The sequence below is a fragment of the Marinobacter santoriniensis NKSG1 genome (assembly GCF_000347775.1).
In the GTDB taxonomy this organism is placed as follows: domain Bacteria; phylum Pseudomonadota; class Gammaproteobacteria; order Pseudomonadales; family Oleiphilaceae; genus Marinobacter; species Marinobacter santoriniensis.
This window is the reverse complement of record NZ_APAT01000013.1, coordinates 331,123-346,711: the sequence shown is the minus strand read 5'-3', so window position 1 is coordinate 346,711 and position 15,589 is coordinate 331,123. Positions and strand designations below refer to the sequence as shown.

Below are 15,589 nucleotides of genomic sequence, written 5' to 3'. Positions count from 1 at the left end.
CTTCACGCCCAATATCTCCCATCTAATCTACACACCCAACCATTCTGCCAGCTGAAGATTAGTTTTAAGCCTCAATCGCTGCTGAAGCATCCCCTCAAACACACCTTCAAGGGTTCGCTCCTGCCCCAGCAATGGCAGCGAGGCCTCAGCCTCTGAGAAGAACTGTTCCTCACGAGACGAGCCCACGATGGCCTGCTCCCACCAGTTCACTACTCGAGGGTGCGCCTCTTTGAGCAGCAAGTCCCCGGGCAGCTTTTCAGACTTGGAAGCATTCGCCGTGTGAGTCGATGGCATCAGATTCCAGAGATCGTTGTTGTTCCATCGCGACCACGGAAAACAGTGGTCAACGTCAAACCGCGTGGCTTTGAGATTTTTGGCTGTCCACACACACTCCACCCTGCCAGTCTCAAGCTGCTGGTTGATCATTTGACGCACAGCTGACGTGTCGCGCCGACCTTCAACCCACTGCAATCCACGATGATATTCATCCATGGAATAACGGAGATCCCAGCTACCCATCAACTCAATCCATTCACTAACAATCGCAGGCTCAATCCAGCACGCATAGCGACTGAATGCATCCCAGAGAAATGAAGGAACACGGAAGGTACCGAACCGGGAAAGCGTTGCTTTGTCCAAACGCACGGGTGCTTTCTTGATGGTCATCCTGGCCGAACCGCCCTCAAAAACGGTACGGTTAGAGCCTGGCCAAGTCGTATAGTTCGCGGGATTATCGAGAATGTTACGGCAAGCCGCCTTGATCGCGCGAAGAACCACCGGAGCAACATCAGCTGACAGCGACATACCCACTCTGAAATCCAGAGGCGTGAAACTCTGCAGCTTGAAAAAATCCGCCGTTGCGAAGCTATAGCCACGGCTACCTGGCGCTTGCCTCAATTGATGCCGCAGAACCAGAGGGTGATAAAGCATAATCCAGAACAGCCCGACCGCCCCAAGCGGAATATCCACCCAGTCATCGGTACGTTTAAGCGCCAGGCCAGGCGCACCGTCAGCAATCCGGACAAGGGTTCGCAGCAAACCCAACTTGTAAGTCGAGGACTTATTATCATTAACTATGATGTGGCGGACTGTCGGAAGTGCGCCTGTGCCATCGTCCGCCAAGCGAAAAGCCAGAGTCTCCCAGGATACTTCGTCCCTCTGGAGCTCATCCTTCTTGCGCCCGACCGGCAACGGCAGCGGTATCAGTGCCCGGCGCTTGGCGAAACTCTCCAGCTCTTCCCTGCTGACATCGTAGAAAACGCGCTCGCCGTCACCAGGCCCATGCCGAAGCGTAATCACCAGCATTCCACCGGGTGCCAAAAGCTCAGTCAGGATTCGAAAAGCACGTTCACGATCGGATGGCGGGATATGCATCCAGACAGCGGATACAAGAATAAGATCGAAGCGATAGCTCAGCTTCCGGATCTTACTGAGATCAGGTAATTGATCGTCTACCCAGTGAATGCTCTGACTGCGAGTAGCGCCCTGCCCCAACTCCCGCAAGCGAGCTGCCGGTTCTACTGCGACAACGTCCCAGCCCCTTGCTGCAAGGGCGCCGGCATCGCGACCGCTACCTGCGCCGACATCCAGAGCCAAGCCTGCCTTTTGGTCAAACTGAGACAACCAGTCGCTATGGACCTGTTCAAAGCTCAAGGATTGGTATTGAGCGAAGAAGGTTTTTGCATTGCGGCTGTATGGGGCGACTGTCATATGCGGCCCCTCACTCCCTGCTTCATTAGATACTCTTTAGCTAATCACTAATCGGTTGAGTTCTGTCATCAGGAATGAAGAGAGAACTTTCCCCACCTTCCAACCATTTCGATATGGTCTCTATCACTCTATTTAAGTGCTCTTCGTTTGCACCTTTGAGTTCACACTCCCAAAGCAGACATACACGCCACCCCATCCTCTTCAGTTCAGACAATTTTTGCTGATCCCGGCGAATATTTCCCTCGATTTTGTTCCTCCAGAACTCAGGCCTTGTCTTCGGCCATTTGAACAATCGACATTGATGGCCATGCCAAAAACATCCGTTGATCAAAATCACCGCTAGATGTTTGGGTAATACTATATCTGGCGAGCCGGGTAGATCCTTCCGGTGTAGCCTGAATCGATACCCGCGAGCGTGCAGCCTCTGTCTGATAACTATCTCTGGCTTGGTATTCTTTCCCTTGATGCCAGACATCATTCTTGAACGTGTTTTCGAATCGACTGTATCGGTCATACTGCAATTGAGACCTGGAAAAATAAGTGTTACCTGGTATGCTAGCTGCCAACAAGATTTTGGCGAAGCATCAATGACTGACACTATCAGAATAATCGACCTTTTTGCGGGCCCGGGAGGCCTCGGAGAAGGGTTTTCGGCCTACCAATCCGAAACTGGCTCCTTCCCCTTCAAAATCGTCGCCTCTGTTGAAAAAGAAGAGAGTGCGCACAAGACGCTAACACTCAGGGCCTTCTATCGTCAGTTTCGCGGCCGAAAGGTTCCAGATGCTTATTACGAATACCTGAGGACCAATGAAAAGGTCAGTGCTGAAGAGTTCTTCTCCGAGGAATACCCGGAGGAATGGGCAGCGGCAAAACAAGAGACGTTGGGTGGTCCCAAAGCTCTGGGTAGCAAAGATCACAAACAGATATTCTCTGAAATTGAGCGCGCCATCGAAGGACATGACGGGCCTAAAGTTGTTATTGGAGGCCCACCATGCCAAGCCTACTCCCTAGTTGGTCGTGCCCGAAACAAAGGGATCAAGGGCTACATCCCAGAAAAGGACGATCGTCATTTCCTGTACGAGGAATACCTAAAGGTTCTGGACTTGGTGCAGCCCGACATTTTCGTCATGGAGAATGTGAAAGGACTGCTTACTGCCAAGGTGAATGGTGAGTCAATCTTCGACAAAATCCGAAAAGACCTATTGTGTCCTGCCCGCGCCGTTAAAAGCGATCGAGAGGAAATAGAATACGAACTACTCCCGCTGGCCTCTCCTCTCGAAGACCTGGGGGGACTGGGACATTTCCAAAATAAGGATTTTGTCATTCGTGCGGAAGATTTTGGGATTCCTCAAGCTCGTCACAGGGTGATTCTGCTGGGTGTTCGCAAGAATCTAAGAAAGAGCAATATTCAAGGAGAGTTACTGGCTAATTGGAGAAATGATACACACATCACCCCAAGTCAAGTTCTAGCCGACCTCCCAAGGCTTCGAAGCGGCTTAACAAGATGTAAGCCAAACGATTTCAACTCCTGGCGTGATAATCTATATAACGGGCTGTCAAAGGTATATGGCGCCTTATCGTTTTCTCAAGCAGCCCAAGATCTTGCCCAACGAGCCTATGAATCTGCCTCCAGAGACCCTGGGCAAGGCGGACGATTTGTACCGCTCTCCAGCGGTCTTGCGTCACAAATGCCTCGCTGGTTAAAAGACTGGTACAAAGATGATGCAATTAACGGCGTTATAAACCACGAGGCAAGGAACCATATGCCCGAAGATCTGCATCGATATCTGTATGCAAGTTGCTATGCTGCAGCCAAAGATGGCACCTCACCACGCTCTCGTGATTACCCTGAAAATTTGGCACCCAAACACAAGAACTGGACTACCGGAAACTTTACCGACCGCTTCAAGGTACAGGCAGAGAACCGAGTCGCCAGCACGGTAACCAGCCACATCTCAAAGGATGGTCATTACTTCATTCATTATGATCCGAGTCAGTGCAGAAGTTTAACTGTAAGAGAGGCGGCCAGAATTCAGACTTTTCCTGACAACTATTTCTTTGAAGGCAACAGGACTGAGCAATACGTTCAGGTTGGCAATGCGGTACCCCCGCTGCTCGCGAATCATATTGCCAAAGTTGTTTTCTCTCTGCTGAATCAGAAAAAAATGAAGAATACCTGAGCTCCGAATTAAAACCCCTTTCAATTGGGAGCTCAGCTAGCTCATATCACCTCTTAACCAGAGAAACCTTCGTCTTTTAATTTATGTAGCGCAGCAAGCGCCACCGCACATTGACGCTCAGACGGCATCTTTCTGGGAATTGCGGAGCAGGTTTCCAATACCCCGAGCTCTTTAGGGCTCAAGAGCGCTCGCTCACGAGCCCAATCCCGTGCAGCTTTCCAAAACTGACTACCCAGCGTGTGAACTTCAATCTCCGCGTTCACACTATGATCCAATGCAGCCTCAGATTTTGCTTCTCTTGCCCTGCTTTTGGCAGATTCTAAGGAAATGGTCACCCGATCAGTTTTTCCCGGATAAACAACATCTTTTTCAGAGAGCCATTTCCAGCATATCTCTTTCTTAGCCCATTCACTGGCATTTCGAACTCCCGCAGGTGGGCTATTAATAACAAGTTGGGCAACCTCTCCGGCTGCCAAAAGCATCGATTTCAGTTCGGGAGCGATAGATTGATTCCTCCACACTAGGTCAAGATCAATAACTTTCCCTTTTTGCGAGGCATCGTAAACGACTTTTGCAATACCATATGTCACGATATTCGCCCTATACCCTCCCTCATACCATTCAGCACCGGAAACTAATCTCTCCATCGTTCTAAAAACAATGTTCTTTGCGACCAGTCGCTTGTACCAGAGTTCATCGAATATAGAGCCATCCTTGCCCCATTGCCTTCCAATATTCTTCGCAAACTCGGCGAAATTCTTCTGCGCTCCTCGACTTACAATATGAGGAAGGCATTCGAAGGTGTTTTCATATTTTGCTAGATCCGTTTTGGTGAAGAATTGCCCTCGAGGGTATTCAGCATCAAATTTTTTCCTCTCGGCTGGCGTCCGTCTTCCTCTCTCATCTGCGAACTGACCACGGGCACGTTCGTAAAACCACTTCGTCTCACGGTAGCCATCCTCTCCCGCTGGTGCCAGTAACCGTCTGGAGTACTCTTCTATACGAATATGGAATGGGTGGTTCGCAAAGAAATCTGCAGCATTAACTTTATTCTGGCTATTTGCGTACTCTGAAATTCGAGGTACAACCTCCTCTGATTGACTACGGGGTACAATAGTCAACTTCATTTGTACATGAATTTGATCTAACTGTTCTTCAAACAACTTTTTTGCCGCATGTAAAGATGCGGTGGTCTGACCGCCATTCACGATTTGTAGATTATCTGCACGCACTAGCTCCAAACCAGATTCTACCTGCTTTATTGCAATTCCATCTGCTGTTGCACTCAAACCGTTGTTATATGAAAAAAACATATGCGGTTCATCGCGAATCGTATTTCTGATGCCTTGGTTTACCTTTCCCCTGGCCTGCAGAAAACTCCGGACATTTGCTTCTAAGAGCCTGGGTCCCCATTTCTCATAAATCCCGGCAAGCTGCTTTCCAGGAATGACAGCTAAGTAGCTCTCAAGAGCTCCATCTCCTGCGGACGCTTTCAAGAGAGGTATTCCTCCCCCAAAGTCCTGCTCAAAATCGATCTGAAGATTAGCTCGCGCCTGCCCCTGATCCATAAATTGTTTGAGCCGCTTAAGATCCCAAACACTTAACGTGATTGGCTTGCCATCAATTGGGTCAAGAGGCTCCGCATCAGACCTAGCACTGAAGTTGCCATTCGTCGCAACTACCAGCTTGACCTTCTCAATCATGTTCCAACGAGTCGAAATAAGGTCAGCCAATCCAAAACCAGGACTTGTCTCTTCCAGCTGGCTTTTGAAGTCTGGCTTCATACTGGATACAAGAAACCGGAAAAGTCGATTCTGCAATCGCTCCACATGCGGTCTGTTCAACACCCGAATCTCTTCACTCAGACCAAAATCACAGATGATTAAGGTTAAGACGCCAGAATTATCACTAGGATCTCCACCGTAGCCATCTACCTGCATCTGATGAACTGAATATTTACCCTCATAATATGCTCGATCTGCCTCATCGACTTCACCCGCTTCAGATAGCAAATCAGCTACTTTCTCAAAAAAGGCTTCTGCCGTTACTAATCCCATTGCATCCGCATCACCTTGAATATCAGCAATGAGTTGATGGTGAAATTCGAGTAGTTCAGTCATTACGAGGACCATCCTTGATTACTTTGATTAAGTCGACGTTGGTTTCGAAACTCGAGCAAGCCTCAAGAGATAATGAATACCTTACCATCCCGACACCAACAGGAAGTGGCACAGCAACCCGCGGGAACCCCTCGACAACCTCAAAGGTTTGGGACTCTCCGAGATGCCAACGTCTCTCCGAATAATCATTTTCCGGATCGTATCCAGTTGTGAAGATCGCATCTTCCCACTGGTCGAACACACTTATCGAATCTTCAAAATGTGTAGCAGTAAGTTTTACATGATCATGCAAAGTCAGCCCGTCCGGCGAAATTGCAGACGAAATATTAAATACTTTAAGAAACAGTCTGCAGCCTTCTACATCGGCTAGTTGCTCTTCGGATGAGATCGAAACATATGGTTTTGCCGCAACCCTACGTGCCTTAATTTCGATGCAACATCCAATAAATTCAAAGTCCTTCGACGATTTTGATGGGCCTTTCCACGCCTCTATTGCAGAATCAGCACCTAGTCCGACCGCCAACTCTCTAAGAAAAGCTAGTTCTCCCACCAAACCCCGCTGCTCTTCGACGGAAAGGCCTCTTTTACTCCCCCCCCTCAACAAATAGTGCCAACGCTGGGTCCGCTGAACCGATCGAACCAAGGCGTCATCAACATTAGTTGCAGCCTCACCAGCAGCGACCACATCTCTACATAGCGTTTCAAAAATTTCGATCTGACTACGCTCATTCAAAGCAATTACAAACGCCGGCGAAGAACCAGCGTTTCTAAAAGATAGCGTCAGATTTTTTAGTTTTGGTAGCTTTGGAGGCGATAGTGGCAACTGTGGAAGTCTTAGCATCAATCCTGGTGTTCGCTTCTCAAGAACAACCCAAAAGAAGTCAAAGCGGCCAGCCATATTTACCCGTCGCGCTTCATCATTGGCCAGCTTGTTCCAAGGATCAGTTTGCGCTGTCATCATCAGCCTCCTGATCCTCATCCTCATCCTCATCCTCATCGCCAAAGAGTTCTTTATATCTCACGGCATTTACTACATATTCTACGGTCTCCTCTGCTCGAGAAGATCTAGGCAGACTTATTCCCCATCCGATTACAGGTTCGCTTGGTATAAAATCCTGCTGACGTTCGTTTTTTTGCTGCTCCCGTATTTTTGGGCTAACAAGATGGAGTATGAAAAGCCCCCTTTTCCTGACCTCTCGGTAGATCTTGTCGGCAAAGTTCACCTTCCCTTTCCCAGGCTTAGCTCCATTTTTATTCAAGTAACTAGATTCCGCCTCAATGATCTCAGATTTGCTAAGGCCAGCCTTTTCTATTCCTCTTGACGCAAGGCGCATGCCTTTACCGCTAAAGGCCATATAGTGCAGCTTTGGCTCTCCAAAGCTTACTGTTCGTTCTGCCGGTATTATTGGCAAACCTAAACAGTTATCTTCTTCGCCACTTTGTTTGCTCGTCACCAATACATCCCAAAAAGCTAACTCACCTTGTGATCGCGCATTGATGTACTCACGAACTGGGGGGGTATCTGTCGTTACACTTTGGTCCGCATTTCGCCAGCCTGCTAAAAATTGATCAATCTCATTAACAGGAACATCACTGAACAAATACCCCCAATTGTTTTTCTGGTAACCTTTTCCAAGTTCCAACAAACTATCAACAAAAATCTTGGCATTTCTCTTATTTGCATCTATGTCTTTTTTATGAGTACTAACTTTAGCCGTCTCAATAAACTGATTTGATAAACCAACTTTTGTTATTACCTTGGCGCTAGCGCCCATCTTATTTCTTGCAGTAACCAATAGAGATGCGGGATGGCTCCTGACCGCTAGACCAAACATTCTCGGCGTTGCCTTCGCCTGTTCCATAATTTTGAGCTCATCGTGCAGCTCATCTGCCGCTTCAGCAATAAATGCATACCAATCTATTGCTTCCTCCGGCATCCATATCCTGCATAAATCTTCATAACCGTCTCTGTATCCGAACCATCGACCCATCTGCATTAAGGTGTCATACATCATGGTGTTTCGAAGGAACCAGGTTACAGTAAGACCCTCAAGTGTTAGCCCCCGGGATAATGAAAACCCCCCTACCGCGATGACTGTTTGGCCTCTTTCACCGCTGTAAGAATAATCAAGATCATTGGCTCTACTATTGACTTCAACGACCTTCGCTGCCGCGATTGCTTCGAACAGCGCCGCTTGCACGTCTGGCCATTCAAATTCTGTTTCTGAGTACTCCCTTTGCCAAACCTTTTTGAGCTCTGAAAGCTCGGGGTCGGACAAGCCAGAAATACCAAGAGAGGCATTAATCCTCACCGAATCTTTGATGCGATCTAAAGCTTCATGTATTCGGTTTCTTAGCTTGCTTTGTACAGCAGTAAAGCGGCTTGCATTCACTAGCATAGAGCAATGTGCCGACTCGTTCCCTCTCAAATTCCTTATTGTCCGGGATAGCAAAAAGGTTCTCAAAGCTGTCAAAAGAGACCTTGGAAGACTGTCTAGAGCATGATCGATTTTATGTTTAATTGGCAAGATGTCTTCATTATCGCTTATATATCTCAGCCATTTCGGCTCACCATCATCAGGTAAACCATCGATAAATATTTTCGAAGGACCAAAATAATTTGTGGGAGCATCCAAACCGATAATAAAGTCTCTCGGGAAAAGATCCTCATTAAACATCTTGTCATCTTCATCGGGATCTATAAATATATTAGCAAACGGAGTGGCAGTGTATCCCACGTAACAACTCCGATGAAACATGCTCAAAAGATCTCGAATTTGACCATTGATTTTTGTTATTAGCTTTTTACTGTATGCCGTATTTATAGATGCATTATCAGCTTCATCATCAATAAGTAGCATGGGCTGATCAATCATTTCTCGATCACCCCTCGCGCTATTGTCTCTCAGCCAATCTAAAAGGTTTTCCAGTGTTCGGTGATTTTTCTTGATAACCAACACTACAGGAACTTGGTAGGAGCCGATCTCACTTGTATTCGTCGATGCAGTCTCTTTGTTAAAGTCTTTAATCGTATTTGTTAGGCTTACCGGCGTTCTACTGAAATCAAAGTGCCCCACACCAATTTTATGCCTAGCGCCCCCATTTCCTCGTTCTTGGCTGCGCCCTGTGTCGCGGCCAATGAAGCCCTCATCTATTCTCGCCTGGGTTTGATTTCTAAGATTGTTGTGAATTCCCGCAATCACAATAATCAGTCGATATCCCGCATCTGCGGCCTTGCAAATCAACCCAGTGTAGTTTGCCGTTTTTCCACTTTGAACATGTCCAACAACCATGCCCCTACGATCCCAAGGCACCTGCTTTTCGGGATTACCTAACCGACCCAGGATTTTATCGGTAACTTTATCCGTAGCAGTAACGACATCTCTGGGTAGACCATTTTGCAGCAGAAGCTTCTGATATCTTTGCCAATAGAACGGTTCGATCTTGACCTTTGCATCGTCTAGCCAAGGCTCAAATTCGTCTCCATCAACAACGGCTCCCAAACCTGCTTTAATACCCTGCTTCGTTTCTATCTCACGAGCGACTTGCTCCAACGTGTCGGAGTTTAAGCCCGGAGCAACAGCCTTAGCGAGAGCACCAATCAGATCTCGTAGTTCCTCTTCCGTTTTTCGCGGTTGATTGAATAAAGCAGACTCGACAACGTTAACTAGTTGAATATAACTACTGACCGTCATGCTAAACCCTTGTATCAGGAAGATCCGGTTGACCTAGGTAATCTTCGATCAACTTTTTAACCAAATACCAGTTGTCACGTAAAACTGGATGGCTCTGCATTACACCGGGCATAGCGTCAGGCGGGATACCTGAGCCGGCCAATGCCTCCAGCATGGAAGTCACCAATTGTCGAAGATCTGATTCGTCAGCGTGGTCTGCAATCACCGACTCAGCATTGCCGACCAACTCGGCATGCAAAGTCTCAATCGGCAACCCTGATCCAACAATTCTCATACAACGATAGAATCCTTCTCTCAGGTGGTCTGGTAGCTGAGTTGCATATGCTTCAAAAACCGGATGGTCGATGTTTGGACGGAAAAAAACTTGCCCATCTTTCTGAAGCCGGTTCCAAATAGGCTGCTTGGTCTCGTCTACCAGCTGTTGGCCTCGCCGTCGATATGTGCGCTTTGAAGTACCAACAAAATGTTCAACTACTTTTTTCAGACGCTCGCGTACTTGGGGGGGTAACTGGGCCGATGCCTTTTTGACATCAATTTTCCAATCAGAATCCATGGTATTGGGGATATCAACAGCAATCCGGCACAACTTTGTCAGCTCAGTCTGTCGGGCTAGTCCAAGCCAACCTCCGGATATGATGAGCCGATTCTCCCGATAAATATACAGACCTTGGGACTTCAAATGGCCCTCGGGACCTCCCGTTTCGTCCCATTCTTCGCGAGTCATCTTTTTATGGTGTGGCAAGGTATAGCAACGAATTCGCACCTTGCCCTTGCTCAACATCAAGACTTCTTCCGGTAGTTTTTGAGTCGAATGATGTGTAGAAGCCATTGGGTCTATTGGTTTAAGCTCTCTACCATTCAATGAAATGCGTATCTTTGGCTTTTTTCCTTCGAGAAATCGATGAAACACCAATCTCAAATGGCGTTCTGCCAATCGTAGCGCCTCATTCAGGTGTCCAACGCGCTTTGCACGATCGTCTCCATACCCTCCAACCAGACGATCTAGCTTCTCCCACACAACGACTGTCCCATCACCAGACAACAATTCAAGCCCGGGGACAGCCGAATGATCATCCAGCAATTCGAGAGACCAGTCATTGCGCCTAGAAACCCGATCCAGATCCCAGCGCGCACAGGAAGTCCTAGAATCCTTAACAGATATTACTGTGAGTGATCGACACTGGGAGAAGCTGGCGCTTTTCAGACCAAGACCAAAGCGCCCAAGGTCTTCCGAAGATCTTTTGTCTGAAGGGTTTTTTGACCCAAGACGCATAGCTTCGACAAGCTCGGTCTCAGACATACCTGAACCATCATCTGCGATGATAATCGATGGTTCGTCCGCGGTAGTATTTGCAATTAGCTCGACAGAAGTCGAGCCTGCAGAAATTGAATTGTCGATAACATCTGCCAACGCTGTCTCAAGGCTATAACCGAAGTCCCTGTGTCCCTCAATAAGTGAAGCGGCGTACGGAGTTGCATCGACTTCTCGTATGGGCAAGGCCTGCTCTACTTCTCGATCCATATCACTACCTACAACCTATCCATGACTCACTGCGTTTTATCGAGCGGCTCTCCCTACGTGATCAGACCCCATTCAAGCTCTGGCCGCCAACAAAAGATTAGCCTGCGTCGTACTTTTTATTACCTCAATACTGCAAGAGAAAGATACAGTTTCCAAGGTCTTTAACTAATTCGAGCACAGGTTTCACTAATTGACGTCGAAAGGGTTATACCGTGCGCACCTGGATCCACGATGCTCGATTGCCAGCTCTCGAAGAACAATAAGGACAAAATGGTTCCTATGATGCTCTATTCCGTCAAACCAGAGCCCTCATCCGGAATATTTCTATCCTCAGGAACTTGCGGAAGGAGTTCCAGGTAAAGCTCTTCCATGCGGACTTGATCCGTTGATTCCACAAACGCATCGGCGTTCTTGTTGTAATAGGCCAGCGTATACCGCATTCAATGCTTCCTATGCGGGTAATTAACCTGAAGTCCATTTAAACCAGGCTACCAAGCGGACAAGTCGCGGCCAACAAACTTTTGGGTGCTATCCACACCAATCAAGATACAGGGATTAAGCCCCCTGCTCCTTCGATGCCTGAATATCCAAAGGCGGCACCCCGAGGTCCTGCCACTTCTCCGGATGGCAGGTAAACAGCAGTATCTGATGCCGGCTGGCCGCATCAAACAGGATGCGCTTCATGTCTTCCAGGCGGTCGCTGTCACTGTGCACCAGGGTGTCGTCCAGGATGACCAGCGTTGGCCTGCCGGCTTCCCGCAGCAGATCGGCATAGGCCAGGCGGCTGATCAGGCCCATCTGTTCCCGCGCACCAAAACTCAGTTCAGTGATTTGCCCCAGTTCTGTGCCGCGGCTGAATTTGCCAGGCCGTAGCTGTTCGTCCACTTCCAGGGAGGCTTCGGGGAACAGCACCGACAGGTAGTGGTTGAGGTGCTTTTGCAGCGGTGCCTGCAGGCGGCGTGTGAGGGCCTGGCGTTTTTCCGTGAGCAGGGTTAGCAGCAGATCCAGCGCTTGGGCACGGCGGTGCAATTCCTGATAGCGGCGATTGCATTGGTCGAGCTCCGCCTCTTTTTCGTTGAGCTGTTCTTCCAGCCCTTCTGCACCCCAGGCTTCCAGCCTGACTTTGATATCGCGGAGTTCACGGCCGCGATTCTCCTGGGCCTGGCGCAGGTGATTGACCGCATTCTGGTAGCGTTCGATGTCCTGCTTGAGAAAATCCGGGCGGGCTTCGCGGATTTCCCGTTCGCGGCGTTCGAGGCTGGCTTGCAGTTCGGCCTGTTGTTTTTCGAGGTTCGCGAGGTCGGTGTTTATCTGCTGAAGTTGCTGCTGCCGTTCCGGGCTCTGTTCTTCATCCGCCAGCCGCTGCCATTCGGTTTTGGCATTGTCCCGGGCCTGTTTCAGAGTCGACAGCGTTGACTGATGTTCACGCTCATCGGATTCGGCCTTATCCAGTTCGTTGCCCGCCTGAACAAAAGCGGCTTCTGCCTCCTCCAGGGCGGGTACGTTCTCTTTCTGTTCCGGTTCGGGCGTGGCCTGCAATTGGCTTCTGGCTTTCTCCAGTCCGCTTTCCGCCTCGCTTTGTTCGGAGACAAGCTGCTCAATGCCGGCCGGTGCCACAGATTTCAGCAAATCTTCCGCGTGTTTCTGGGCTCTTCCGGCACTTTCAAACGCTGAAAGCCGGTCTTCGGCCTGTTCCACGGATGTCACGCTGAGGGTCTTCAGCTGTTCAGCAAAGCTGTCCTCAAGGGTTTTGAGCTTCCGGCGGGTGCTTGCCAGCTCCTCGCCGCCGGGGGTTATACCCAGGGTACCCACGCCGGGGATAACCAGTGTGGATTCTTCCAGAAGCTGCTGTTCGCCTTGCCCGGTGAGTGGCTCGTTGTTCAGCGTTAACGACGCGCTGGCTTCCAGCTGCCAATTCAACCGGGTCGCGATGGTCCGTGAACGGATGGTTTCTTCGTTCAGCTGGTTCGCGGTCGCTTTCAGCTTTTTGACGGCACCGGAATCAATCCGGTTGTCTCTGGCCTGCTGCCTGGCCTGCTCCAGCTGCTGGTGGTAGTCCTTTGCTTTGGCGAGGTTCTGGGTCAGCAATTGTTTCTGTTGCTCGAGCCGTCGGGCATCCTGCTCCAGCCGTTCCCGGGTTTGCAGCAAGCCGGCGAGCTTGCGTTGCTTTTCGGCTTGCTCGTAGGCGGTTCTGGCTTCTTGCAAACGGCCTGCAATCATCGGCGTTTGCGCTTGTGCGGTGGCAAGATCTCGCTCCGCACGGTCCAGTTCGCCTTTTCGACCCTCAAGCTGGCGACTCAGGCCTTCCAGGTGTTCCTTGTTCTGTTGCAGCAACCGGTGGTTCTGCTGCAGCTGGGCGAACGTGGCCTTTTCCTGGGCTTGCTGTTGTTCCAGGCGTTCTACCTGCTGATACCGGGTGCGTGCTTGCTCCAGCTGTCGCTGGGCCTCTTCCCAGGGGCGCTCGGCCTCGGCCTGATCATAGTCCTGGGCGAGTTTGCCAAGCCGGTCGACCTGTTCCTGGTATTTATGCACCCGCTCCTTCAGCTCTTGGATTTCGGCCTCGTACTGGGCGCGGTCTTTCTCCAGTTTCAGGTAGTCTCCCCGGGGCTTGCCGGTGCCGGTCAGCAGGGTGTCGCGCTGGCTGCGAACGGTCTCGATCAGGTCATCGCCGCCGGAACTGGCCACCTCGCCTACCATGGAATTCAGGGCGGACTTCAGATGGTCGCCGGCGTGCTCTATGGCCTGTTCGATGTCCTGGCCGGTGCCCTGCTCGACCCACAACAGTCCCGGTATACCCCAGTGTTCGGCTTTGCTGGCGCCGCGTTTCGGGTACTGGTAGCCCAGCAATTCGGCCAGTTTTTCTTCCGCGTCGTCTTCGCTGTAGGTCTCGGTGCCGACGGTCAGGTCACAGCGTTTGCGCTGCAGGAAGCTCTTGGTGAGATGCCAGTTCCGGTTCTCGTGCTCGAAATCCAGTTCAACGGTGGGCGCCGCGGCGGAATCGCCCCAGGGCCGAAGGTCGTCAACGGCGGTTGAGCGATAGCGCTCGAAAAACGCCGCCCGGATGGCACGTACCAGGGTGCTCTTGCCGGACTCGTTGGGGCCATGAATCAGGTTCAGGCCGGGTTGCAGGTGGTCCAGAACAAAGGGTTTGCGGAACTGGCGTAGCTGCTCAATGCGCATGCGCTGCAGTTTCATTGGCTGGCCTCCTGTTCCCGCTCTCTGAGCAAGCCAGCCAGAATCGCCAGCGCATCCCGGGCGGCGTCATCCTGCGCGCCCTCTTGTTGGCGCTCGCGCAGGCTCTCGACGACTTCGCCCACGTACCCGTCCGCTTTCAGGGCTGCGATATCCTCGTCGGTCGGCGCAAGCTGAAGCCCGCTGCGTTCGCATCGAAGGCTACGGAATCGGGCTTCAGCCACGGAGAGCGCTTTCAGCAGTGTTTCTTCCCCGGCGAGGGTTATCGAACCCTCGAGCCGCAGGTCTACAACGGCGAATTCGGGCAAGGCGTTCAACCGCTCCAGCAGTTGGTCAAGATCGGATTGCACAGCCAGGGTTTCCCGCCACTGGTGCCATTGATACCGACCGGTGGGTATTCGGGTTACCGTCGGCGTTGCCCCTGCCTCGGGCACTTCAACGATCAGGGCGTTGCCGGCTTCGTTATTCCGAAAGCGTTCGGGCTCGGGGGTGCCGCTGTACCAGGTGCGCTCATCAATCTGTTTGGTGCCGTGCCAGTCGCCCAGGGCGAGATAATCGAGCCTGCTGGCTTCGGCACGGTTCGGCGCGATGGGGTTGGTAGAATCAATCTCGTCCGGCAACAGGCCCTGGACACTACCATGGGCCAGGCCGATTCGGAGGAAGCCTTCCGGTGACTCGTAGCCGGTGAACGGCTCGGTAAGATCACCGTAGGTATGCCTTTGAGTGAGCGGCGCGCATAGGATGCTGAGGCGCTGCGGATCCAGATTGATAACGCCGGGCTGCAGCGACAGGTGTACGTTCTCAGGTACTGCACCGAGGCGCTGGGCTCGCGTCCATACGCTCTCTGCCAGGGCGGCATCGTGGTTGCCGGGCAGCATGACCCAGGGGCCGGCAAATCCCTTTGTGGCGTTGAATACCCGCCGGATGGTGCGATCAGACACTGTTTGTGCGTCAAAGACATCACCCGCGACCAATACCGCATCGCACTGGTGTTCACTGGCCAGTTCGGCAAGTTTTTCAATGGCCTCGAACCGGGCCTCGACCAGAGCCGCGCCGTCCTCGGTGTCGAAACGGGTAAACGCCCTGCCCATCTGCCAGTCTGCGGTATGCAAAAACGTCGGCATTTTATGTACCTGAGAGATCTGGGAATTTTCGCGTCATTCTAGACTA

General features: G+C 50.9%; 10 protein-coding genes. 1 reads left to right on the top strand and 9 read right to left on the bottom strand.

What is annotated here, in order from left to right:
* Nucleotides 1-27: 27 nt before the first annotated feature.
* Both MSNKSG1_RS05440 and MSNKSG1_RS18890 read right to left on the bottom strand, forming a co-directional pair.
* Complete coding sequence (locus tag MSNKSG1_RS05440) at nt 28-1,710, bottom strand: class I SAM-dependent methyltransferase (protein ID WP_008938242.1); 1,683 nt, start codon at nt 1,708-1,710, stop codon at nt 28-30.
* Nucleotides 1,711-1,750: 40 nt separating this feature from the next.
* On the bottom strand, nt 1,751-2,185 hold the full coding sequence (locus MSNKSG1_RS18890) for a very short patch repair endonuclease (RefSeq protein WP_008938241.1): 435 nt from the start codon (nt 2,183-2,185) through the stop codon (nt 1,751-1,753).
* Here MSNKSG1_RS18890 and MSNKSG1_RS05435 point away from each other — a divergent pair.
* Nucleotides 2,175-3,890, top strand: coding sequence for a DNA cytosine methyltransferase (locus MSNKSG1_RS05435; protein ID WP_227497958.1), 1,716 nt, complete (start codon nt 2,175-2,177; stop codon nt 3,888-3,890). The two genes, MSNKSG1_RS18890 and MSNKSG1_RS05435, sit on opposite strands and share 11 nt — an antisense overlap.
* A gap of 53 nt (nt 3,891-3,943) precedes the next feature.
* Here the strand turns inward: MSNKSG1_RS05435 and MSNKSG1_RS05430 are convergent, their stop codons facing one another.
* The 7 genes from MSNKSG1_RS05430 to MSNKSG1_RS05405 form a co-directional block, all read right to left on the bottom strand.
* Nucleotides 3,944-6,010 carry an AIPR family protein gene (locus MSNKSG1_RS05430; RefSeq protein ID WP_008938239.1) on the bottom strand — a complete coding sequence of 689 codons (2,067 nt, stop codon included), beginning with the start codon at nt 6,008-6,010 and terminating at the stop codon, nt 3,944-3,946.
* On the bottom strand, nt 6,003-6,971 hold the full coding sequence (locus MSNKSG1_RS05425) for a PD-(D/E)XK motif protein (protein WP_227497957.1): 969 nt from the start codon (nt 6,969-6,971) through the stop codon (nt 6,003-6,005). The genes MSNKSG1_RS05430 and MSNKSG1_RS05425 overlap by 8 nt, the downstream gene beginning before the upstream one ends.
* A complete protein-coding gene (locus MSNKSG1_RS05420; protein WP_008938237.1) occupies nt 6,952-9,705 on the bottom strand; it encodes a Z1 domain-containing protein in 2,754 nt (917 codons plus the stop codon). Before MSNKSG1_RS05420 ends, MSNKSG1_RS05425 begins: the two co-directional genes overlap by 20 nt.
* Nucleotide 9,706: 1 nt before the next feature.
* Complete coding sequence (locus MSNKSG1_RS05415) at nt 9,707-11,227, bottom strand: ATP-binding protein (protein ID WP_008938236.1); 1,521 nt, start codon at nt 11,225-11,227, stop codon at nt 9,707-9,709.
* Between the two features lie 287 nt (nt 11,228-11,514).
* The gene (locus MSNKSG1_RS19215) at nt 11,515-11,667 is read right to left on the bottom strand and encodes a hypothetical protein (protein WP_008938235.1); all 153 of its coding nucleotides are present in this window, start codon (nt 11,665-11,667) and stop codon (nt 11,515-11,517) included.
* Between the two features lie 115 nt (nt 11,668-11,782).
* Nucleotides 11,783-14,422: an AAA family ATPase gene (locus MSNKSG1_RS05410; RefSeq protein ID WP_008938234.1), complete on the bottom strand. Its 2,640-nt coding sequence runs from the start codon at nt 14,420-14,422 to the stop codon at nt 11,783-11,785.
* Nucleotides 14,419-15,543: a metallophosphoesterase family protein gene (locus MSNKSG1_RS05405; RefSeq protein WP_008938233.1), complete on the bottom strand. Its 1,125-nt coding sequence runs from the start codon at nt 15,541-15,543 to the stop codon at nt 14,419-14,421. The genes MSNKSG1_RS05410 and MSNKSG1_RS05405 overlap by 4 nt, the downstream gene beginning before the upstream one ends.
* Between the last annotated feature and the right edge of the window lie 46 nt (nt 15,544-15,589).